The 22,188-nt window shown below is 69.6% G+C and carries 18 protein-coding genes; 13 read left to right on the top strand and 5 right to left on the bottom strand.

The features are described 5' to 3' along the window. Positions 1-51: 51 nt before the first annotated feature. From cheA to AC1RLW_RS18470, 12 genes are all read left to right on the top strand, one after another. Entirely contained in the window at positions 52-2,073 is a 2,022-nt protein-coding gene (gene cheA, locus AC1RLW_RS18525; protein ID WP_493194409.1) for a chemotaxis protein CheA, read from the top strand. Positions 2,074-2,095: 22 nt separating this feature from the next. After that, positions 2,096-3,382 carry an EAL and HDOD domain-containing protein gene (locus tag AC1RLW_RS18520; RefSeq protein ID WP_493194407.1) on the top strand — a complete coding sequence of 429 codons (1,287 nt, stop codon included), beginning with the start codon at positions 2,096-2,098 and terminating at the stop codon, positions 3,380-3,382. A gap of 58 nt (positions 3,383-3,440) precedes the next feature. After that, positions 3,441-4,301 (top strand): CheR family methyltransferase, encoded by an 861-nt coding sequence (locus AC1RLW_RS18515; protein WP_492728869.1) that lies wholly within the window; start codon positions 3,441-3,443, stop codon positions 4,299-4,301. Further along, positions 4,298-4,891 carry a chemoreceptor glutamine deamidase CheD gene (gene cheD, locus AC1RLW_RS18510; RefSeq protein WP_095946640.1) on the top strand — a complete coding sequence of 198 codons (594 nt, stop codon included), beginning with the start codon at positions 4,298-4,300 and terminating at the stop codon, positions 4,889-4,891. Before AC1RLW_RS18515 ends, cheD begins: the two co-directional genes overlap by 4 nt. A gap of 2 nt (positions 4,892-4,893) precedes the next feature. Next, positions 4,894-5,985: a protein-glutamate methylesterase/protein-glutamine glutaminase gene (locus AC1RLW_RS18505; protein WP_354343279.1), complete on the top strand. Its 1,092-nt coding sequence runs from the start codon at positions 4,894-4,896 to the stop codon at positions 5,983-5,985. 37 nt (positions 5,986-6,022) lie between these two features. Further along, positions 6,023-6,415, top strand: coding sequence for a chemotaxis response regulator CheY (cheY, locus tag AC1RLW_RS18500; protein WP_056582361.1), 393 nt, complete (start codon positions 6,023-6,025; stop codon positions 6,413-6,415). After that, entirely contained in the window at positions 6,412-7,056 is a 645-nt protein-coding gene (cheZ, locus tag AC1RLW_RS18495) for a protein phosphatase CheZ (RefSeq protein WP_493194404.1), read from the top strand. Before cheY ends, cheZ begins: the two co-directional genes overlap by 4 nt. Before the next feature lie 134 nt (positions 7,057-7,190). After that, positions 7,191-8,333 (top strand): flagellar biosynthesis protein FlhB, encoded by a 1,143-nt coding sequence (gene flhB, locus AC1RLW_RS18490; protein WP_159274399.1) that lies wholly within the window; start codon positions 7,191-7,193, stop codon positions 8,331-8,333. Next, positions 8,330-10,438, top strand: coding sequence for a flagellar biosynthesis protein FlhA (gene flhA, locus AC1RLW_RS18485; RefSeq protein WP_493194401.1), 2,109 nt, complete (start codon positions 8,330-8,332; stop codon positions 10,436-10,438). Before flhB ends, flhA begins: the two co-directional genes overlap by 4 nt. Beyond that, positions 10,435-12,756 (top strand): flagellar biosynthesis GTPase FlhF, encoded by a 2,322-nt coding sequence (gene flhF / locus AC1RLW_RS18480; protein ID WP_493194400.1) that lies wholly within the window; start codon positions 10,435-10,437, stop codon positions 12,754-12,756. The genes flhA and flhF overlap by 4 nt, the downstream gene beginning before the upstream one ends. Before the next feature lie 5 nt (positions 12,757-12,761). Beyond that, positions 12,762-13,565: a MinD/ParA family ATP-binding protein gene (locus AC1RLW_RS18475; RefSeq protein WP_493194398.1), complete on the top strand. Its 804-nt coding sequence runs from the start codon at positions 12,762-12,764 to the stop codon at positions 13,563-13,565. A gap of 25 nt (positions 13,566-13,590) precedes the next feature. Beyond that, positions 13,591-14,325, top strand: a complete 735-nt coding sequence (locus tag AC1RLW_RS18470) for an RNA polymerase sigma factor FliA (protein ID WP_070061574.1) — start codon at positions 13,591-13,593, stop codon at positions 14,323-14,325. Positions 14,326-14,331: 6 nt separating this feature from the next. On the opposite strand, the gene AC1RLW_RS18465 is transcribed toward AC1RLW_RS18470, so the two are convergent. The 5 genes from AC1RLW_RS18465 to AC1RLW_RS18445 form a co-directional block, all read right to left on the bottom strand. Beyond that, positions 14,332-15,195, bottom strand: coding sequence for an isocitrate lyase/PEP mutase family protein (locus tag AC1RLW_RS18465; protein ID WP_095744092.1), 864 nt, complete (start codon positions 15,193-15,195; stop codon positions 14,332-14,334). Between the two features lie 29 nt (positions 15,196-15,224). Next, complete coding sequence (gene prpF, locus AC1RLW_RS18460) at positions 15,225-16,415, bottom strand: 2-methylaconitate cis-trans isomerase PrpF (protein WP_493194395.1); 1,191 nt, start codon at positions 16,413-16,415, stop codon at positions 15,225-15,227. 2 nt (positions 16,416-16,417) lie between these two features. Then, a complete protein-coding gene (gene acnD, locus AC1RLW_RS18455) occupies positions 16,418-19,012 on the bottom strand; it encodes a Fe/S-dependent 2-methylisocitrate dehydratase AcnD (RefSeq protein WP_493194393.1) in 2,595 nt (864 codons plus the stop codon). Positions 19,013-19,073: 61 nt separating this feature from the next. Continuing rightward, a complete protein-coding gene (gene prpC / locus AC1RLW_RS18450) occupies positions 19,074-20,231 on the bottom strand; it encodes a bifunctional 2-methylcitrate synthase/citrate synthase (protein WP_493194391.1) in 1,158 nt (385 codons plus the stop codon). Beyond that, entirely contained in the window at positions 20,228-20,629 is a 402-nt protein-coding gene (locus tag AC1RLW_RS18445) for an acyl-CoA thioesterase (protein ID WP_070061578.1), read from the bottom strand. Before AC1RLW_RS18445 ends, prpC begins: the two co-directional genes overlap by 4 nt. A 120-nt stretch (positions 20,630-20,749) precedes the next feature. Here AC1RLW_RS18445 and AC1RLW_RS18440 point away from each other — a divergent pair, with 120 nt between their 5' ends. Then, positions 20,750-22,177 (top strand): short-chain fatty acyl-CoA regulator family protein, encoded by a 1,428-nt coding sequence (locus tag AC1RLW_RS18440; RefSeq protein ID WP_493194389.1) that lies wholly within the window; start codon positions 20,750-20,752, stop codon positions 22,175-22,177. The last annotated feature ends 11 nt before the right edge of the window (positions 22,178-22,188 follow it).

The following is a 22,188-nucleotide window of genomic DNA, read 5'->3' as shown; positions in this document are numbered from 1 at the left end:
CAAGAACAAGGAAGCGGCTTCGCGTGAATGCGGGCCCCGGAGCACCCACAGATGGACCTCAGTCAATTCACCCAGGCTTTCTTCGTCGAAGCCATCGAGCTGCTGGCGGAGATGGAGCAGCTCTTGCTCGACCTCGACGTCGAGGCGCCCGACGGCGAGCAGCTCAACGCCATCTTCCGCGCGGCGCACTCCATCAAGGGCGGCGCGGCCACGTTCGGTTTCACCGCCTTGACCCACACCACGCACGTGCTCGAGACGCTGCTGGACAGGGCCCGCCACGGGCAGCTGCACCTGAGCGCTCCGATGATCGATGCCTTTCTGGAAACGAAGGACGCCTTGCAAGAACAACTCACCGCCTACCAGGCCGGCAAGGAGCCGGACGCCGAGAGGGTCGCCCACATCTGCGGCGTGCTGCAGCAGCTGGCGATGGAGAACAACGCCGCCGCCGCACCGGTGCCGGCACCCGCGCCCGCACCGGCGCCTGTCGTGCAAGCCGCTGCGCCGGCCGATGAAGGCTGCAGCAGCAGCGACGGCGTGCTGGTCGTGCGCTTCGCGCGCCTGTCCGACAGCGAATGCGAGCTGCTCGCCGGCGAGCTGGCCAACCTGGGCACCGTGCTGACGCGCACGCGCAGCAACGACCAGCTGACCGTGCGGCTGGCCACCACCTGCGACCCCGACGACATCGTCGCCGTGTGCTGCTTCGTCATCGACGAGTCGCAGATCGACATCACGCGCGAGGTGGCCGACGTCGCCCCACCCGTGGTCGCAGTGGCAGAACCCGTCGTGCCGCCACCCGCCGCACCGCCCCCTGCATCGGCCGCCGCCGCGTCTGCGCCGGCCAGCGCCAAGGAGTCCAGCTCCATCCGCGTCGACGTCGAGAAGGTCGACCAGCTCATCAACCTCGTGGGCGAACTCGTCATCACGCAGTCGATGCTCACGCAGGCCGCGACCGTGCTCGACCCCGTGGCCTACGAGCGCTTCCTGAGCGGCCTGGGCCACCTGGAGCGCAACGCGCGCGACCTGCAGGAATCGGTGATGTCGATCCGCATGATGCCGATGGACTACGTGTTCAGCCGCTTCCCGCGCGTGATCCGCGACGTGAGCGCCAAGCTGGGCAAGCAGGTGCGCTTGGACACCTACGGCAAGGAGACCGAGCTCGACAAGGGGCTCATCGAACGCATCGTCGATCCGCTCACGCACCTCGTGCGCAACAGCCTGGACCACGGCATCGAGGCCCCCGAGGTGCGCCTGGCCAAGGGCAAGGACGCCACCGGCCAGCTGCTGCTGTCGGCGCAGCACCACGGCGGCAACATCGTGATCGAGGTGAGCGACGACGGCGCGGGCCTGAACCGCGAGCGCATCCTCGACAAGGCGCGCCAGCAGGGCCTGCCGGTGAACGACGCCATGCCCGACGAAGAGGTGTGGCAGCTGATCTTCGCGCCCGGCTTCTCCACGGCCGAGCAGGTCACCGACATCTCGGGGCGCGGCGTGGGCATGGACGTGGTCAAGCGCAACATCCAGGAGATGGGCGGCCATGTGGAGATTCATTCGCGCGGCGGCCAGGGCACGTCCACGCGCATCGTGCTGCCGCTCACGCTCGCCATCCTCAACGGCATGTCGGTGCGCGTGGGCAGCGAGGCCTACATATTGCCGCTGAGCTACGTGATCGAGTCGCTGCAGCCGCTGCCCGAGCATCTGCATTCCATCACCGCCGACGGCCACGTGATCCGCGTGCGCGGCGAGTACCTGCCGCTCATCGAGCTGCACCGCGTGTTCGACGTGGCCGGCGCGCAGACGCAGCCCACGCAGGGCATCCTGGTGATCGTGCAGGCCGACGACAGCCGCTTCGCGCTGCTGGTCGACGAGCTGCTCGGCCAGCACCAGGTGGTGGTGAAGAACCTGGAGACCAACTACCGCAAGGTGCCGGGCATCTCGGCCGCCACCATCGTGGGTGACGGCAGCGTGGCCTTCATCGTCGACGTGGGCGCGATGCCGCGCATCCAGCGCGCGCAGGCCGCCAGCGCGGCGGCCCTGGCGGGCGCGGCGCGCCGCACCGACGCGTTGGCTTCCTGATCCCGACGCGAGGGACGGCCGCATGAGGTTCGATTTCTTCCGGCGCCCCGGCGTCGACGGCAACGGCGCGCAAGCCGACGCAACGCCCGCCATCACGCCCGCAGTAGGCGCCGACGGCCACGTGGCCTACGCCATGCTGCTCGACGGCAAGCGCCGCGTGGTCGGCTACCGCATGGCCTGGCGCGCGGCCGGGCAGGGCACCGACGCGGGTGCCGCCGCCGGCGTCAAGGCGCTCATGGACACGCTGGGCCTGCACCTGAACCCCGGCGGCCACGGCTGGCTGCTGGGCGGGCAGATGGTGTTCGTCGACGTCACGGTCGATGCGCTGTTCCAGAGCGAGCTGCAGTCGCTGCCGCCGCGCAACGTCGTGCTGTGCATGAAGGCCGACGAGCTGATGGATGCCGACATGCGCTCCATCCTGCTGTTCCTGCGCGAGCAGGGCTTCGGCTTCATGTTGTGCGGCGGCGTCGCGCTGCCGGACGACGACGAGCTGCGCGCCATCGTCACGCACCGCGAGGTGCTGCCTTCCCACCTGGCGGACGTGTCGCCCACCGGCCCGACGCCCATCGCCGCGCGCGTGGCGAGCTGGGCCGAGTTCGAGGCCTGCGCCGCGCGCGGCGTGCAAGTGTTCGTCGACGGCGCCGTGCGCCTGCCGCCGGCGCGCGACAGCGCCGACGCGCTGCAGCCCGAGTCGCAGCTCATCGTGCACCTGATGCAGATGATCCTGCGCAACGAGGACGTGCGCGCCATCGAGGGCGCGCTCAAGCACGACGCAGCGCTCACCTACCGGCTGCTGCGCTACATCAACTCGCCCTCGGTCGGGCTGGCGGTGGAGATCCACTCGCTGCGCCATGCGGTCGCGATGCTGGGCTACTCGCCGCTGTACCGCTGGCTGTCGCTGCTGCTGGCCACCAGCAACAAGGTCAGCTCGCCCTTCATGATGAAGAAGGCCATCCTGCGCGGGCGTTTCGTCGAGCTGATGGGGCAGGGCATGCTGCCGCCCGGCGAGGCCGACAACCTGTTCGTCGCGGGCATGTTCTCGCTGCTCGACCAGCTGCTGGGCGTGCCGATGGAAGGCGTGCTGCGCAAGGTGCAGCTCACCGAGGCGGTGCAGCAGGCGATTCTTTCGCGCAGCGGCGTCTACGGCCCCTTCGTGGCGCTGGCCGAAAGCTGCGAGACCGACGACGGCCGCGCCGCGCGCCTGTCGGAGGCGCTCTTCTTGAGCGCCGCGCAGGTCAATGCCGCGCAGATGTCGGCGCTGGTGTGGGCGCTCGACGCCGGCCCGGCCGTGACCGCACCGCCTGCCTGACCCCCGGAAATGCAAGGCTTTTGCGCGTCTGATCGGCCGATTGGAAACGGCGGTTTCCGTGACCATTGAAAGTCACGCTTCCAGGCTGGCTGTGACGACCGAGTTCCACTTTACCGACCACGACTTCTCCAGAATCCGGACCCTCATCCATCGCCGCGCCGGCATCGCCCTGGGCGAGCAGAAGCGGCAGATGGTGTACAGCCGGCTGTCGCGGCGCCTGCGTGAGCTGCAGCTGCCCGCGTTCGCGTCGTACCTGGACCAGCTCGAGGCGCGTCACGACGGCGACGAGTGGCAGCTGTTCATCAACGCGCTCACCACCAACCTGACCTCGTTCTTTCGCGAGGCGCACCACTTTCCCACGCTGGCCGACCATGTGCGCAAGCGGCCGGGCCCGGTCACCGTCTGGTGCGCTGCCGCCTCGACGGGCGAGGAGCCGTACTCGATCGCCATCACGCTGATGGAAGCGCTGGGCGAGCGCGCGGGCTCGGCCCGCGTCATCGCCAGCGACATCGACACGGCGGTGCTGGCCAAGGCCGCCACCGGTGTCTTCACCACCGAGCAGGTGCGGCGCCTGTCGCCCGAGCGGCTGCGGCGCTTCTTCAACAAGGGCACCGGCACCAACGCCGGCAAGGTGCGCGTGCGCCCCGAGGTCGCCACGCTGGTGAAGTTCTCGCGCGTCAACCTGCTGGACAGTGCCTGGTCGGTGAAGGAGCCGGTGGATGCGATCTTCTGCCGCAACGTGATGATCTATTTCGACAAGCCGACGCAGAAGAAGGTGCTCGACCGCTTCGCGCCGCTGCTCAAGCCGGGCGGCCTGCTGTTCGCCGGGCACTCCGAGAACGCCTCGCTCGTCAACCCGGCCTTCCGCCCGCTGGGGCAGACGGTGTACGAGCTGTCGCGCACGCCGGGCCTCGCATGAGTCTGGCGAGCCACCATTACTTCGACCGCGATGTCGGGCGCATGGCCGTCAAGCTGTTGCCCTCCGAGTACTACGTGACCACCGACCACACCGTGCTGAGCACCGTGCTCGGCTCCTGCGTGGCCGCCTGCCTGCACGACGCGCAGGCGGGCGTGGCCGGCATGAACCACTTCATGCTGCCCGACGACGGCGAGCCCGGGGGCGGATCGATGCGCTACGGCGCCTACGCCATGGACGTGCTGGTGCGCGAGCTGGTGCGCGCGGGCGCGCGGCGCGAACGGCTGCAGGCCAAGGTGTTCGGCGGCGGCGCGGTGCTGGCCGGCATGACCACGCTCAACATCGGCGACCGCAATGCCGACTTCGTGCTGCGCTACCTGGAGGCGGAACGCATCGAAGTGGCGGCGCAGGACCTGCGCGGGCCGCACGCGCGCCGCGTGTGCTTCCTGCCCGAGAGCGGCAAGGCCGTGGTGCGCCGCCTGCGCGCGCAGACCGAGGTGCTGCGGGTGCGCCGCGACGAAGGCGAGCTGCTGCGCCGGCTGTCGGTGCCCGCCGCGCCGCACGAGATCGACAGAACCAAAGGAAGCCGGTGAACCTGCCAAGCAAGAAAAAGATCAAGGTGCTCTGCGTCGACGATTCGGCGCTGATCCGCAGCGTGATGACCGAGATCATCAACAGCCAGAGCGACATGACCGTGGTCGGCACCGCGGCCGACCCGCTGGTGGCGCGCGACCTCATCAAGGTCACCAACCCCGACGTGCTCACGCTCGACGTGGAAATGCCGCGCATGGACGGCCTGGAGTTTCTCGAGAAGCTCATGCGCCTGCGGCCGATGCCGGTGGTCATGGTGTCTTCGCTCACCGAGCGCGGCTCGGAGATCGCACTGCGCGCGCTGGAGCTGGGCGCCATCGACTTCGTGACCAAGCCGCGCCTGGGCGTGCGCGACGGCCTGCTCAACTACACCGAACTCATCGCCGGCAAGATCCGCACGGCCGCCAGCGCGCGGCTGCTGCCCGCGCGGCCCGCGGCCACCGCGGCGCGCCCCGCCCACGAAGCCGCGCCCGAGGCGCTGCTGCGCAGCCCGCTGCTGAGCACCGAGAAGCTGCTCATCATCGGCGCCTCCACCGGCGGCACCGAGGCCATCCGCGAGGTGCTGCAGCCGCTGCCGCCCGATGCGCCCGCCGTGCTCATCGCGCAGCACATGCCGGCCGGCTTCACGCGCTCCTTCGCACAGCGCCTGGACGGCCTGTGCCGCATCCGCGTGAAGGAGGCGGAGCAGGGCGAGCGCGTGCTGCCGGGCCATGCCTACATCGCGCCGGGCGGCTTTCACCTGTCGCTGGCGCGCAGCGGCGCCAACTACGTGGCGCACCTGGACCAGGAGCCGCCCGTGAACCGCCACCGGCCGTCGATCGACGTGCTGTTCGATTCGGCCGCCAAGCACGCGGGCAAGAACGCCATCGGGATCATCCTCACCGGCATGGGCAAGGACGGCGCCGAGGGCCTGCTGCGCATGCGGCGCGCGGGCGCGCACACACTGGCGCAGGACGAGGCCAGCTGCGTGGTCTTCGGCATGCCGCGCGAGGCGGTGGCGCTGGGCGCGGTGGACGAGGTGTCGCCGCTGAACGAGATCAGTCGCCGCGTGATGGCGCACCTTCGCACGTTCGGTGAACGTGCGAACCGGGTATGACGAGTTTGAACAACGACCTGTGGAGCTGGAAAAAATCGTGATCGACAAGAGCATCAAGATCCTGGTGGTGGATGACTTCCCGACCATGCGGCGCATCGTGCGCAACCTGTTGAAGGAGCTGGAGTTCCTCAACGTCGACGAGGCCGAGGACGGCGTGGCCGGCCTGGAGAAGCTGCGCGGCGGCAGCTTCGGCTTCGTGGTGTCCGACTGGAACATGCCCAACATGGACGGCCTGACCATGCTGCAGACCATCCGCGCCGACCCCGAGCTGAAGACGCTGCCGGTGCTGATGGTCACGGCCGAGGCCAAGAAGGAAAACATCGTCGCGGCCGCACAGGCCGGCGCCAACGGCTACGTGGTGAAGCCTTTCACCGCGGCGACGTTGGAAGAGAAGATCACCAAAATCTTCGAGAAGCTGGCCAAGGCATGAGCCAGGACACCGCCGGCGCGGCAGACGCCACCAACAACACCACCGAAGAACTGCTGGGCCGCATCGGCCACCTCACGCGCCAGCTGCGCGAAGGCCTGCGCGAGCTGGGCCTGGACAAGCAGGTGGCCAAGGCCGCGCAGGCCATTCCCGATGCGCGCGACCGCCTCAACTACGTGGCGGCCACCACCGAGCGCGCGGCGCACCGCGCACTCAACGCCATCGACGTGGCGCAGCCGCTGCAGGAAGCCCTGGCCACCGACGCCAAGGCCCTGACGCAGCGCTGGGACCAGTGGTTCGAGAACCCGATCGAACTCGACCAGGCGCGCGAGCTCGTGCTGGACACGCGCGGCTACCTGAACAACGTGCCCCAGCGCGCGAGCGCCATCAACACGCAGCTCATGGAGATCCTGATGGCGCAGGACTTCCAGGACCTCACGGGCCAGGTCATCAAGAAGATGATGGAAGTCGTCAACGACGTCGAGACGCAGCTGCTGCAGGTGCTGATCGACAACTCGCCGCCCGAGAAGCGCCACGAGGCCGTGCAGAGCCTGCAGAACGGGCCGCAGGTGAAGCCCGGCAACCCCGACGCCGTGACCGACCAGGCGCAGGTCGACGACCTGCTCGAAAGCCTCGGTTTCTGAGCCGCTTGCAGCCTGCTTGATTGGCCGAATTGCAGGGCGATACCGGCCCTGATCGGCAGATTGTTCCGCACCACCGGATCCAATAATTTGGTTCTGGGCAAGGCGTACTTCGCCAGTGCTGGTTCGGAGCATGAATGGCTGAGGAAAGCGATCTCGAGAAAACGGAACCCGCCTCCGAGCGGCGCCTGGAGAAGGCGCGCGAGGAAGGCAACGTGGCCCGTTCGCGCGAGCTCACCACCTTCGTCATGCTCGCCACCGCGAGCGCCGGCCTGTGGCTGGCGGCCGAGTCGCTCGGCGCGAGCCTGAGCGGCGCGCTGCGACGCGGCCTGCAGTTCGAACGCGCCAGCGCCTTCGACCCCGCGCACATGCTCTCGCAGAGCGGGCTCATGGTGCTGCATGCACTCATGGCCATCGGGCCGCTGTTCGCCATGATGGTCGTGGCCGCCGTGGCCGCGCCGCTGATGCTCGGCGGCTGGATGTTCTCCGGCAAGGCCGTCGCGCCCAACTTCGGCAAGCTCAATCCCCTGGCCGGCATCGGCCGCATGGTCTCGGCGCAGGCGCTGGCCGAACTCGTGAAGGCGCTGGCCAAGTCGGCGCTCATCGGCGGCGTGGCGTGGTGGGTCATCGTGGACGACATCGAGGCCGTGATGGCGCTCATGTCGCAGCCCGCGCACGAGGCGCTGCCGCATGCGCTCGTGCTGGTGGCCAAGCACTGCGCGCTCATCGCCGCCACGCTCTTTCTCGTCGCGCTCGTCGACGTGCCGTTTCAGCTCTGGAACTACTACCGCAAGCTGCGCATGTCGCGCGAGGACGTGCGCCAGGAGCACAAGGAAAGCGAAGGCGATCCGCACATCAAGGCGCAGATCCGCCGGCAACAGCAGCAGATGGCACGCCGCCGCATGATGGCCGAGGTGCCCAAGGCCGACATCGTGCTCACCAACCCGACGCACTTCGCCGTCGCGCTGCAGTACCTGGACAGCGACATGCGCGCACCGCGCGTGGTCGCCAAGGGCACCGAGCTGGTGGCCGCGCGCATCCGCGAGATGGCCAGGGAGCACAAGGTCGCGATCCTCGAGGCGCCGCCGCTCACGCGCGCGCTCTACCGCCACACGAAGCTGGGCGAGGAGATTCCGGCCGGGCTTTACACCGCCGTGGCCGAGGTGCTGGCCTGGGTGTACCAGCTCAAGCGCTGGAACAGCGAAGGCGGCGAGGCGCCGCGCACGCCGACCGACCTGCCGGTGCCGGCCGACCTGCAGTATTCGCCGGCGGTGGCATGAACGGACTGAACGACCTGATGCGCCTGCCGGCGCGGATCTTCTCCGGCTCGCAGTTCAAGGGACTGGCGGGCCCGATCCTCATCATCCTCATCCTGAGCATGATGGTGCTGCCGCTGCCGCCCTTCCTGCTCGACCTGCTGTTCACCTTCAACATCGCGCTGTCGGTGATGGTGCTGCTGGTGAGCATGTACACCATGAAGGCGCTGGACTTCGCGGCCTTCCCGGCGGTGCTGCTGTTCTCGACGCTGCTGCGCCTGTCGCTCAACGTGGCCTCCACGCGCGTGGTGCTGATGCACGGCCACACCGGGCCCGACGCGGCCGGCAAGGTGATCGAGGCCTTCGGCCACTTCCTGGTGGGCGGCAACTTCGCGGTGGGCGTGATGGTGTTCATCATCCTCGTGCTCATCAACTTCATGGTGATCACCAAGGGCGCGGGCCGCATCGCCGAGGTGGGCGCGCGCTTCATGCTCGACGCGATGCCGGGCAAGCAGATGGCGATCGACGCCGACCTCAACGCCGGCCTGATCGGCGAGGAGATCGCCCGCAAGCGCCGCGCCGAGGTGGCGCAGGAGGCCGACTTCTACGGCTCGATGGACGGCGCCAGCAAGTTCGTGCGCGGCGACGCGATCGCGGGCCTGCTCATCATGGTGATCAACATCATCGGCGGCCTCGTGGTCGGCATGCTGCAGCACGGGCTCGACTTCTCCACGGCCGGCAAGACCTACACGCTGCTGGCCATCGGCGACGGCCTGGTGGCCCAGATTCCGGCGCTGGTGATCTCCACCGCGGCCGGCGTGATCGTGTCGCGCGTGACCACCGACGAAGACGTGGGCAGCCAGCTCACGGGCCAGCTCTTTTCCAACCCGCAGGTGCTGTTCCTCACGGCCGGCATCGTCGGCCTGCTGGGCATGATCCCCGGCATGCCGAACCTGGCCTTCCTGCTGATCGCGGGCGGCCTGGTGTGGCTCGGCAAGCGGCTGGTGCAGCGCAAGCCGCAGGCGGCCGCGCAGCAGGCCGCCGCGGCCGCCGCCACGCAAGGGGCGGGCGTGCCGGCCTCGGCCGAGCAGGCCGAAGCCACCTGGGACGACGTGGCCATGGTCGATCCGCTGGGCATGCAGGTCGGCTACCGGCTGATTCCGCTGGTGGACCAGTCGCAGCAGGGCGAGCTGCTGGGCCGCATCAAGAGCATCCGCAAGAAGATCGCGCAGGAGCTGGGCTTTTTGGTGCCGGTGGTCCACATCCGCGACAACCTGGAGATCAAGCCCAACGCCTACGTCATCAGCCTGAAGGACGTGGAGATCGGCCGCGGCGAGGCCTTCCCCAACCAGTGGATGGCGATCAACCCCGGCCAGGTGACGGGCGCGCTGACCGGCACGCCCACGCGCGACCCGGCCTTCGGCCTGGAGGCCACCTGGATCGACGCCAGCCTGCGCCAGCAGGCGCAGGTGTACGGCTACACCGTGGTCGATGCCTGCACCGTGATGGCCACGCACCTGAACCACCTGATCCACACCCACGCGGCCGAGCTGCTGGGCCGCCAGGAAGTGCAGCAGCTGCTGGACCAGATCGCCAAGAGCGCGCCCAAGCTCACCGAAGACCTGGTGCCCAAGGTGCTGTCGCTGAGCACGCTGCACAAGGTGCTGCAGAACCTGCTCGACGAAGAGGTGCCGATCCGCGACATGCGCACCATCCTGGACGTGATGGCCGAGCACGCGCCCACGGTGAAAGACCCGACCGAGCTCACCACGCTCACGCGCCTGGCGCTGGGCCGCGCCATCACGCAGCAGCTGTTCCCGGGCGACGAGGAGATGCAGGTGATCGGCCTGGACGGCTCGCTCGACAGCGTGCTGCAGCAGGCCCTGAACAACAGCAGCGGCATCGAGCCGGGCATTGCCGACAACCTGCTCAAGCAGGCGCAGGCCGCCATGGTGCGCCAGGAGCAGATGGGGCTGGCGCCGGTGCTGGTCGTGCAGCACGCGCTGCGCGTGCTGCTGTCGCGCTTCCTGCGGCGCAGCCTGCCGCAGCTCAAGGTGCTCTCGCACGCCGAGATCCCTGACGCCCGGACCATCAAGATCACCGCCGCCATTGGAGGACGAGCCGTTTGAATCCACAGACCGACGTGCGCACCACCGCACGCAAATTCGTCGCCGCCACCGGCCGCGAGGCCCTGCGCCTGGTGCGCGAATCGCTCGGCGCCGAGGCCATCGTGCTCACGCATCGCGCCACGGCGCAGGGCGTCGAGATCGTTGCCATGGCAGAGGGCGATGTGCAGCAGACGGTGCAGGCCGCCGTGCCTGCAGTGGCGCCTGTGACCGCTTCCGCCGACCCCACCGTGCTCAGCGAGCTCCATTCGATGCGCGGCATGATCGAAGAACAGCTCGCCAGCGTGGTCTGGAGCGACAGCCAGCGCCGCGACCCGGTGCGCGGTCGCCTGCTGCGCACGCTGCTGGGCGCCGGCTTCAGCGCGCGCCTGTCGAAGGCCATGCTCGAGAAGTTGCCCACGGGCCAGAGCTACGCCGACGGCATGGCCTTCGTGCGCTCCGAGCTCGTGCGCGCGGTGCCGGTGCATGAGGACGAAGACGCGCTGTTCGCGCAGGGCGGCGTCTACGCGTTGATGGGCCCGACCGGTGTCGGCAAGACCACCACCACCGCCAAGCTGGCGGCGCGCTGCGTGATGCGCTTCGGCGCCGACAAGCTCGCGCTGGTCACCACCGACAGCTACCGCATCGGTGCCTACGAGCAGCTGCGCATCTACGGCCAGATCCTCAATGTGCCGGTGCATGCCGTGAAGGACGCGGCCGACCTGCAGCTGGTGCTGCACGACCTGCGCGACCGCCACATGGTGCTCATCGACACCGTCGGCATGAGCCAGCGCGACCGCGCCGTGCCCGAGCAGATCGCCATGCTCGGCAGCAGCCAGCGGCCGGTGAAGCGGCTGCTGCTGCTCAACGCCACCAGCCACGGCGACACGCTCAACGAGGTGGTGCACGCCTACCGCCAGGGCCATGCGCTGGCGGGCTGCATCTTCACCAAGGTCGACGAGGCCACGCACCCAGGCGCGCTGATCGACACCGTGATCCGCCACCGCCTGCCCGTGCACTACATCTCGGGCGGCCAGAAGGTGCCCGAGAACCTGCTGCGCGCCGACCGCGTGCAGCTGGTGGACAGCGTGTTCCAGCCGCGCCAGCACAGCCCGCTCTTCGTGCCGGCCGAGGCCGACCTGCCCGACGAGGCTGCGCCTTCGCCGCAAGCGCAGGGCGAGACCGATCGCCTGCGCTTGCGCTACCAGAGCCTGATCCGCGCGATGGCGCACGACGCGCAGGAGCTGGCGACGACTGCCGGCGCACTGGCGGGTGCGCACATCGGCTTCGATGGCGCGCGCACGCTGTGGCGCCAGGCCGGTGACGAGGCCGTCGATGCCAAGGCCGTGCTGAGCGACCTGTCGGCGTTCGCGCGTGGCGAGGTAGCCGCGGGATGCGACACCCATGTGCTCGCACTGGCCGGGCAGGTGGGCCTGCGCGCGACCGACAGCGGTGATGCCTACGTGTGCCACGGCAGCCTGCTGCTGTCGGACTGCAGCGGCCTGCCTCTGGCTGCGCCGAACCAGTGGCTTTCGACTGCTGCGGCCCGCCAGTCGGCGCAGCCGGGATCGCGTCAGGCGCAGTGGTTGCAGCAACAGGATTTCGGCAAACGATTGGTGCATGTGCTGGGCAAGCCACCGACGGTCGAGCAGATGCTGACGTGGCAGGCCGAAGGCTCGAGGTGGCTGGCGCGCGCGCCCGGCAGCACGGCCGTGACCGACGTGCGCACCGGCGCCGCGACCACGCTCGCGCGCCTGGCCTTCGCGTTCGACGATGCGACCGAACGGCCCGTGCGCTATCGCGGCAAGGCCGCGCTGCAATGCGAAGCGCAGGTCGAGGTGCTGCCGCGCACCGCCATCGACCGCGACACCCTGCCCACGCTGCGCTGTGTTGCCGTGCGCGTGGTCGACGCGCGCAGCCGCAAGCTGCTGTCACACACCTGCGTGCTCACCAACCTGGGTGACGACGTGAGCGCGCCGCAGCTCGCGCAATGGCAGGGCTGGGCCGCCGACGCCGAGCCGTGCTTCCGCCTGCTGCGCGACGGCGTGCAGCTCGTGGGCGGCATGGGCGAGCCCGGCGATCCGCACATGATGAAGCGCCTGATCGTTGCCGGCCAGGTCACGACCACCGTGTGGCGCCTGCTGCAGGCCGAAGGCGAGTGGGCCGACCGCACGCGCCTGCTGCTGGGCCAGCTCACGGGACGCGCCACGCGCGCCGGCCGCGCGCTGACGGGCGGCGCGCTGTACGCGGGCGTGGGCAAGCTGTTCCTGCTGCTCGATGCACTGGGCACCGAATCGGCAGCGCCTGCGCAAGCGCCGCGCGCGCTGGAACGCCTGGGCTGAAGGCGATGAGCGCACGCGTCACGGACCAGGCCGACGGGCTGCGCCGGCTGCTCGGGCAGGCGCCGGTGCGCGTCGTCGCCGTCGCGGGCATGGGCCCCGGCGCGGGCGCGACCACGGCCGCGATGAGCCTGGGCGCGGCGCTGGCGCAGCAGGGCAAGGACGTGCTGTTGCTCGACGAACACCACCCCAAGGTGCGCTCGGTGTGCGATGTGTGGGCGCTTGGCCCGCGCGGCACGCTGGCCGATGTGGCGGGGCGGCGGTTGCGCATCGACCAGGCCGCAGCGAGCGCGGTGTGCAGCGTGCAGGTGCTGCCCGCACCGACCGGCGCGACCATCGACCCGCGCACGCTGTGGCCGCGCGGCATCGTGCTCGTCGATGCGGCCTTCGACGGCGAAGGCTGCCTGTCGCCGCTGGCGCAGGGCGCCGACGAACTGCTGCTCGTGCTGCAGCCGCACCCGGCGGCCATCACCTCGGCCTACGCGGGCATCAAGCGCCTGCACCGCGCGCATGCGCTGAAACAGCTGCGCTTTTTGCTCAACGGCGTGGCCGATGCGGGCACGGCGCAGCAGGTCATGCACAACCTCGCACAGGCCGCCAGCCACTACCTCGCGCTGTCGCTGCTGCCCGTGGGCTGGGTGCGCACCGACCCGTGGCTGGCTGAGGCGGCGCGGCTGCGCCAGACCGTGGTCGAGGCCTTTCCGGCCAGCGCGGCGGCGGTCGATTTCCGGGCCATCGCCGACGACATGGGCCGCTGGACCTGGCGCACGCCCGCGCGGCCGGCCGTGTTCCCGCAAGCGCTCGCGGCCTGAGACACGACCACGAGGACGGACGGCCGTGTACACCGCACAGGGCACCATCGAGAAATCGCATCTGCTGGAACAGCACCAGCCGCTGGTGCGCCGCATCGCGCTGCAGATGATGGCGCGGCTGCCGGCCAGCGTGGAGCTGGACGACCTGATCCAGGCCGGCATGCTCGGCCTGCTCGATGCGTCGAGCCGCTACCAGGACCACCGCGGCGCGCAGTTCGAGACCTTCGTCAGCCAGCGCATCCGCGGCGCCATGCTCGACGAACTGCGCGCCAGCGACTGGGGCTCGCGCGGGCTGCGCCAGTCGGCGCGCGGCATTGAAAAAGCGATCCAGGCGCTGGGCCACCGGTTGGGCCGCGCGCCCACCGAAGGCGAGATCGCGAAGGAGCTGAAGGTCGACCTGGACACCTACCAGTCGATGCTGCAGGACATCCAGGGCTGCCAGCTGCTGTACGTGGAAGACTTCGCCAAGGGCGACCCCGACAACCCCTTTCTCGACCTGCATGCGCAGGAGGCGCGCAAGGGGCGCGGCGACTTCGACGACCCGCTCGCGCGCCTGCTCGAAAGCGGCTTTCGCCATCAGCTGGTGGACGCCATTGGCGCGCTGCCCGAGCGCGACCAGTTGCTGCTCAAGCTCTACTACGAGGAAGAGCTGAACCTGCGCGAGATCGGCGCGGTGCTCGAAGTGAGCCAGTCGCGCGTGTGCCAGCTGCACGGCCAGGCGGTGAGCCGGCTGCGTGCGAAGCTGAAGGATTCTCTGTAGAGAAACTCAGCTGGCGTAGCGCGCGTCGAGCGCATCGAGCTCGGGCTTGCGCACAAGCCGCTGCCGTTCGGCGAAGGGCGCGACCAGCGACGGGTCTTCGTCCATGCGCCGCGTGTCGCGCAGCACCGTGAGCGCCTTCTGCATGCCGGCCAGCGCGCCCTGCAGCGCGGCGTTGGCATACAGCACGATGCCGTAGCCGAGGCCGCCGAGTTCCTCGGCGCCGAAGATCGGCGTCTTGCCACCGATCACCATGTTCATGAGTTGCGGCTTGTGCAGGCGCTGCGGCAGCGCACGGATCTCGTCGGCCGTGGTGACGGCTTCGACGAACAGGATGTCGGCGCCGGCCTCGCTGAACTTCTGTGCGCGCTCGATCGCGGCCTCGAAGCCCAGCGTGGCCGCCGCGTCGGTGCGGGCCATGATGAGCAGGTCGGGGTCGGTGCGGGCATCGACGGCGGCCTTGATCTTGTTGACGGCTTCCTCGGTGGAGATCACCTCCTTGCCCGAGAAATGGCCGCAGCGCTTGGGCGCGACCTGGTCCTCGAACTGGATGCAGTCGGCGCCCGCGCGTTCCAGCACGCGCACCGTGTGGCGCACGTTCAGCGCGTTGCCGAAGCCGGTGTCGGCGTCGACGATCAGCGGCAGGTTCACCGCGTCGCGGATGCGCGCCGTGTGGTCGGCGATCTCGTGCAGGCCCATGAAGCCCTGGTCGGGCAGGCCGAACCACATGTTGGTGACGCCCGCGCCGGTGACGTAAATGGCTTCGAAGCCCAGGTCTTCGATGACGCGCGCCGACAGCGCGTTGAAGGCGCCCGGCACCAGCACGCCGCGGCGGGCCTCGGCCAGGGAACGGAGGGTCTTGCGAGTCGACATCGGGATTTCCTGTGAATGAATCTGAAAGCTCAAAGGGTGTCGCCGGGCACACGGACCCAGCCTTCCATCAGCACGCGGGCGCTGCGGCTCATCACCGCCTTGGTCACCTGCCACTCGCCCTCGACCTGCAGCGCCTGCGCGCCCACGCGCAAGGTGCCCGAGGGATGCCCGAAGCGCACGGCCTCGCGCGCGCCGCCGCCGGCCGCGAGGTTCACCAGCGTGCCGGGAATGGCGGCGGCCGTGCCGATGGCCACGGCCGCCGTGCCCATCATGGCGTGGTGCAGCTTGCCCATCGACAGCGCGCGTACGAGCAGGTCGATGTCGCCGGCCGCCACGGCCTTGCCGCTCGAGGCGGTGTAGCCGGCCGGCTTGGCCACGAAGGCGACCTTGGGCGTGTGCTGGCGGCTGGCCGCTTCGTCGAGCGTGCGGATGAGGCCCATGCGCAGTGCGCCATGCGCGCGGATGGCTTCGAAGCGGGCGAGCGCGGCGGTGTCGCCGTTGATCGCGTCCTGCAGCTCGGTGCCCGTGTAGCCAATGGCCTCGGCGTTCACGAAGACGGTGGGGATGCCGGCGTTGATCATCGTGGCCTGCAGCGTGCCGAGGCCGGGCACCTCCAGGGCGTCGACGAGGTTGCCGGTCGGGAACATCGCGCCGCCTGCGCCATCTTCTTCGGCGGCGGGGTCCATGAATTCGAGCTGCACCTCGGCCGCGGGGAAGGTCACGCCGTCGAGTTCGAAGTCGCCGGTCTCCTGCACCGCGCCGCCGGTCATCGGCACGTGCGCGACGATGGTCTTGCCGATGTTGGCCTGCCAGATGCGCACGACGGCCACGCCGTCGCGCGGTACGCGGTCGGCATCGATGAGGCCGTTGCTGATCGCGAACGGGCCCACGGCCGACGAGAGGTTGCCGCAGTTGCCGCTCCAGTCGACGAAGGGCCGGTCGATCGAGACCTGGCCGAACAGGTAGTCCACGTCATGGCCGGGCCGCTCGCTCTTCGAGAGGACCACGGTCTTGCTGGTGCTCGACGTCGCGGCGCCCATGCCGTCGATCTGCTTGCCGTAGGGGTCGGGGCTGCCGATCACGCGCAGCAGCAGCGCATCGCGCGCCGGGCCCGGCACCTGCGCGGCCTCGGGCAGGTCCTGCAGGCGGAAGAACACGCCCTTGCTGGTGCCGCCGCGCATGTACGTGGCGGGGATCTTGATCTGCGGAAGGTGCGGCATCGTCAGTCGGCTTTCGTGGCTGCGAGGAAGTCTTGCGCGAAGCGCTGCAGCACCCCGCCGGCTTCGTAGATGGAGACCTCCTCGGCGGTGTCGAGGCGGCAGGTCATGGGCACGTCGAGCCGTTCGCCGTTGCGGCGGTGCACGACCAGCACGAGGTCGGCGCGCGGGGTGCGCGCGCCGGTCACATCGTAGGTCTCGGTGCCGTCCAGGCCGAGCGTGAGGCGGTTGGTGCCCGGCTTGAATTCGAGCGGCAGCACGCCCATGCCGATCAGGTTGGTGCGGTGGATGCGCTCGAAGCCCTCGGCCGTGATCGCTTCCACGCCGGCCAGCCGAACGCCCTTGGCGGCCCAGTCGCGCGAGGAGCCCTGGCCGTAGTCGGCGCCGGCCACGATGATCAGCGGCTGCTTGCGCAGCATGTAGGTCTCGATGGCTTCCCACATGCGCATCACCTCGCCCTCGGGCTCCACGCGTGCGAGCGATCCGGCGCGCACCGTGCCGTCGGCCTTGCGCACCATCTCGTTCTTCAGCGTCGGGTTGGCGAAGGTGGCGCGCTGCGCCGTGAGGTGGTCGCCGCGGTGGGTGGCGTAGGAGTTGAAGTCGTCCTCGGGCAGGCCCATGCGCTGCAGGTACTGGCCGGCTGCGCTGTCCAGCAGGATCGCGTTCGACGGCGACAGGTGGTCGGTCGTGATGTTGTCCGGCAGGATCGCCAGCGGCCGCATGCCCGTGAGCGTGCGTTCGCCGGCCAGTGCGCCTTCCCAATACGGCGGGCGGCGGATGTAGGTGGAGGCGGGGCGCCAGTCGTACAGCGGCGCCACCTGCTCGCCCGTGTCGGGCTGGATCGCGAACATCGGTTCGTACACCTGCCGGAAGTGCGCAGGCTTCACGCTGGCCTTCACGATGGCGTCGATCTCTTCGTCGCTGGGCCAGAGGTCCTTGAGGCGGATTTCCTTGCCGTCGACGACGGTGAGCACGTCCTTCTCGATGTCGAAGCGCACCGTGCCTGCGATGGCGTAGGCCACCACCAGCGGCGGCGAGGCCAGGAAGGCCTGCTTCGCATACGGGTGGATGCGCCCGTCGAAGTTGCGGTTGCCAGAAAGCACGGCCGTGGCGTACAGGTCGCGATCGACGATCTCCTGCTGGATGGCCGGGTCGAGCGCGCCCGACATGCCGTTGCACGAGGTACAGGCATAGGCGACCACGCCGAAGCCGAGCTGTTCGAGCTCGCGCATCAGGCCGGCATCTTCCAGGTACAGCGTGACCGCTTTCGAGCCGGGCGCCAGCGAGGTCTTGACCCACGGCTTGCGCGCCAGGCCCACGCGGTTGGCGTTGCGCGCGAGCAGGCCCGCGGCGATCACGTTGCGCGGATTGCTGGTGTTGGTGCAGCTGGTGATGGCCGCGATGATCACCGCGCCGTCGGGCATCAGGCCGGGCACGTCGTCCCACGGGGCGGCGATGCCGCGCGCCGCAAGGTCGGCCGTGGCGACGCGCGCATGCGGGTTCGAGGGGCCGGCCATGTTGCGCACGACGCTCGAGAGGTCGAAGTGCAGCACGCGCTCGTATTCGACGTCGCTCAGCGTGTCGGCCCACAGGCCCGCCTGCTTCGCATAGATCTCGACGAGGCGCACCTGCTCGTCGGCGCGGCCCGTGAGGCGCAGGTAGTCGAGCGTCTGCGTGTCGATGGCGAACATCGCGGCGGTGGCGCCGTACTCGGGCGCCATGTTGGAGATGGTCGCGCGGTCGCCCAGCGTGAGGCTGGCGGCGCCTTCGCCGTGGAACTCCAGGTACGCACCCACCACCTTCGCCGCGCGCAGGAACTCGGTGAGCGCGAGCACGACGTCGGTGGCCGTGATGCCCGGCTGCGGCCGGCCCGCGAGGCGCACGCCGACGATGTCGGGCAGCCGCATCCACGAGGCGCGGCCGAGCATCACGTTCTCGGCTTCGAGCCCGCCCACGCCCACGGCGACCACGCCCAGCGCATCGACGTGCGGCGTGTGGCTGTCGGTGCCCACCAGCGTGTCGGGGTAGGCCACGCCGTCCTGCGCATGCACGACGGGCGACATCCGCTCCAGGTTGATCTGATGCATGATCCCGTTCCCCGGCGGGATCACCTCCATGTTGCGGAAGGCCCGCTTCGTCCATTCGATGAAGTGAAAGCGGTCTTCGTTGCGCCGGTCCTCGATGGCGCGGTTCTTCGCGAAGGCATCGGGGTCGAAGCCGCCGCACTCCACGGCCAGCGAGTGGTCGACGATGAGCTGCACCGGCACCACGGGGTTCACCTGCGAGGGGTCGCCGCCCTGTTCGGCGATGGCGTCGCGCAGGCCGGCCAGGTCGACCAGCGCGGTCTGGCCGAGGATGTCGTGGCAGACCACGCGCGCGGGGAACCACGGAAAGTCATGGTCGCGCCGGCGCTCGATGAGCTGCGTGAGGCTTTGCACGAGGATCGCCGGGTCGCAGCGGCGCACGAGGTTCTCGGCATGCACGCGCGCGGTGTAGGGCATCGGGGCCCAGGCGCCGGCGCGGATCGCCTCGACGGCTGCGCGCGCATCGAAGTAGTCCAGCGCGGTGCCGGGAAGGTTCTTGCGGTAGTCGGTGTTCATGGGGCGCTTGTCGCTCGGCACCCGCGCGCAGGCACGGGCGCTTTTTCTTCTTCTCGTGTTTTTACTTCCGATCCTGGATCGGCGCGAACTTCAGGTCTTCGGGGCCCGTGTAGTTGGCGCTGGGCCGGATGATCTTGTTGTCGATGCGCTGCTCGATGATGTGCGCCGCCCAGCCCGAGGTGCGCGCAATGACGAACAGCGGCGTGAACATGGCCGTGGGCACGCCCATCATGTGGTAGCTCACGGCGCTGAACCAGTCGAGGTTGGGGAACATCTGCTTCACGTCCCACATCACGGCCTCGAGCCGCTCGGCAATGTCGAACATCTTGGTGGAGCCAGCCTCCTGCGACAGCGTGCGCGCCACGCCCTTGATGACCACGTTGCGCGGATCGCTCACGGTGTAGACGGGGTGGCCGAAGCCGATCACGACTTCCTTGGCGGCGACGCGGCGGCGGATGTCGGCCTCGGCCTCGTCGGGTGCGTCGTAGCGCTTCTGGATCTCGAAGGCCACCTCGTTCGCGCCGCCGTGCTTGGGGCCGCGCAGCGCACCGATGGCGCCGGTGATGGCCGAATACACATCGGAGCCCGTGCCCGCGACCACGCGCGCCGTGAAGGTGGAGGCGTTGAACTCGTGCTCGGCATAGAGGTTGAGCGAGGTGTGCATCGCGCGCTCCCACTGCGCGCTGGGCTTGCGCCCGTGCAGCAGGTGCAGGAAGTGCGCGCCGATGGAGTCGTCGTCGGTCTCGACCTCGATGCGCCGGCCTTGGGTCGACCAGTGGTACCAGTACAGCAGCATCGAGCCGAGCGAGGCCATCAGGCGGTCGGCGATGTCGCGCGCGCCGGGCAGGTTGTGGTCTTCCTTCTCGGGCAGCAGGCAGCCCAGCGACGAGACGCCGGTGCGCATCACGTCCATCGGGTGGGCGCTGGCGGGCAGCTGTTCCAGCGCCTCCTTCAGGCTTGCGGGCAGGCCGCGCATGGCTTTCAGCTTGGCCTTGTAGGCGCGCAGCTCGGCGGCCGTGGGCAGCTTGCCGTGCACCAGCAGGTGCGCGATTTCCTCGAACTCGCAGACCTCGGCGATGTCCAGGATGTCGTAGCCGCGGTAGTGCAGGTCGTTGCCGGTGCGGCCCACGGTGCACAGGGCGGTGTTGCCGGCGGTCACGCCCGACAGGGCGACGGATTTCTTGGGCTTGAAGCCGGGGGGAGTAGCGATGTCGTTCATGCGGGTTCCTTGTCGGTGTGCAGGTAGGTGTTGCGCAGGCGCGCGGGACGGCCGCGGCCATCGACGGCCACCATCTCGAACAGGCCTTTCAGCGAAGGGCGGGCTTCGCCGTCGGGCGGCTCGGCCGCGCCGGTGACGCAGACCGTGAGCGAGCTGCGCCCGGCGCGCGTCACCCAGGCCCGCAGGCGCAGCACATGGCCGACGGGCACGGGCGCCAAAAACTGCGCGTCGCCCAGGCTGGCCATCACCACGTCGGATTTCGCGAAGGCGCGCGCGGCGAGGAACGCGGCCTTCGACATCAGCAGCAGGGCGTTGCCGCCGAACAGCGTGCCGTAGTGGTTGGCGTGCTCGGGGAACACGATGTCGGTCAGCTCGATGGCGGCGGATCGGTTGGTCATGCTTCGCAATTTACGCAATCCAACGCCCATAATGAAGGCCTGAATTGGCGAATCATTGCGAATGAAGACGGCTGATTTTGCAAATATTGCGAATATCGCAAAGACCCACGAGGTGACCCGATGAGCAAGACCTTCATGGGCGTGCGCCTGCGCACGCTGCGCGCCGAACGCGGCCTCACGCAGGTGGCGCTGGCCCAGATGCTGGGCCTGTCGCCGAGCTACCTGAACCAGATCGAGCAAAACCAGCGCCCGCTCACCGTGGCCGTGCTGCTGCGCATCAGCAAGACGCTCGGCGTCGACGTGCAGCAGTTCTCCGAGGACGAAGAGGCGCGGCTCGTGGCCAGCATGCGCGAGGCGCTGGCGGACAACCCCGGCGGCGAGGCCGTGGCGCTGCCCGAGCTGCGCGAGGTGGCGTCGCAGATGCCGGCCGTGGCGCGCGCGCTGCTCGCCTTGCACCGCCGCCACCAGGAGGCGCAGGAGCGGCTGGAGCTCATGGCCGCCGAGCTGGGCGACGGGCGCGGCGACATCTCGCGCAGCCGGCCGATGCCCTTCGAGGTGGTGCGCGATTTCTTCTTTGCGCACCAGAACCATTTCGACCCGCTCGACACGGCCGCTGAATCGCTCGCGGCCGAGGCTCGCGCGCACGGCGGACCGCTCGCCGAATGGCTCCAGCAGCGGCTTCTTTCGGCGCACGGCGTGCGCGTGGTGCCGGGCGACGAAGGGGAGGGCGTGCTCGACAGCCAGCGCCGCTACGACCCGGCCCGCCGCGTGCTGCGCCTGTCGGCCGGCCTGGAGCCGGGCCAGCAGGCCTTCCAGCTGGCCACGCAGCTGGCGCTGCTGGAGCAGGCCGCGCTCATCGAGTCGCTGGTCGTGCAGGCCGATTTCGGCGACGCCCCGGCCCACGCGCTGGCACGCATCGGGCTGGCCAACTACTTCGCGGCCGCCGTGCTGCTGCCCTACGGCCCATTCCTGCAGGCGGCCGAGGCGCTGCGCTACGACATCGATCTGCTCGCGCGCCAGTTCGGTGTCGGCTTCGAAACCGTGTGCCACCGCCTGAGCAGCCTGCAGCGCCCGGGCGCGTCGGGCGTGCCCTTCTTCTTCATCCGCGTGGACCGGGCCGGCAACATCTCCAAGCGGCAATCGGCCACGCACTTCCACTTCTCGAAGACCGGCGGCACCTGCCCGCTGTGGAACGTGTACGAGGCCTTCGCGCAGCCCGGGCGTGTGCTGCCGCAGCTGGCGCGCATGCCCGACGGCCGCGCCTACCTGTGGATCGCGCGCACCGTGTCGCACGGCCAGCGCGGCTTCGGCTCACCGAGCAAGACCTTCTCGATCGGCCTGGGCTGCGACATCCGCCACGCCCCGCGCCTGGTCTACGCCAAGGGCCTTGATCTGAAGGACCCCGACGTGCCCACGCCCATCGGCATGGGCTGCAAGGTGTGCGAACGCGTGGCCTGCCCGCAGCGGGCGTTCCCGTTCATCGGGCGGCCGCTGGATGTGAACGAGAACGAAAGCAGGTTCACGCCCTACGCCGTGGCCGGCGCGTAGGGCGGTGGTGC

Source organism: Variovorax sp. GW822-FHT04A09 (genome assembly GCF_058801005.1).
This window is presented reverse-complemented; position numbering and strand designations above follow the sequence as displayed.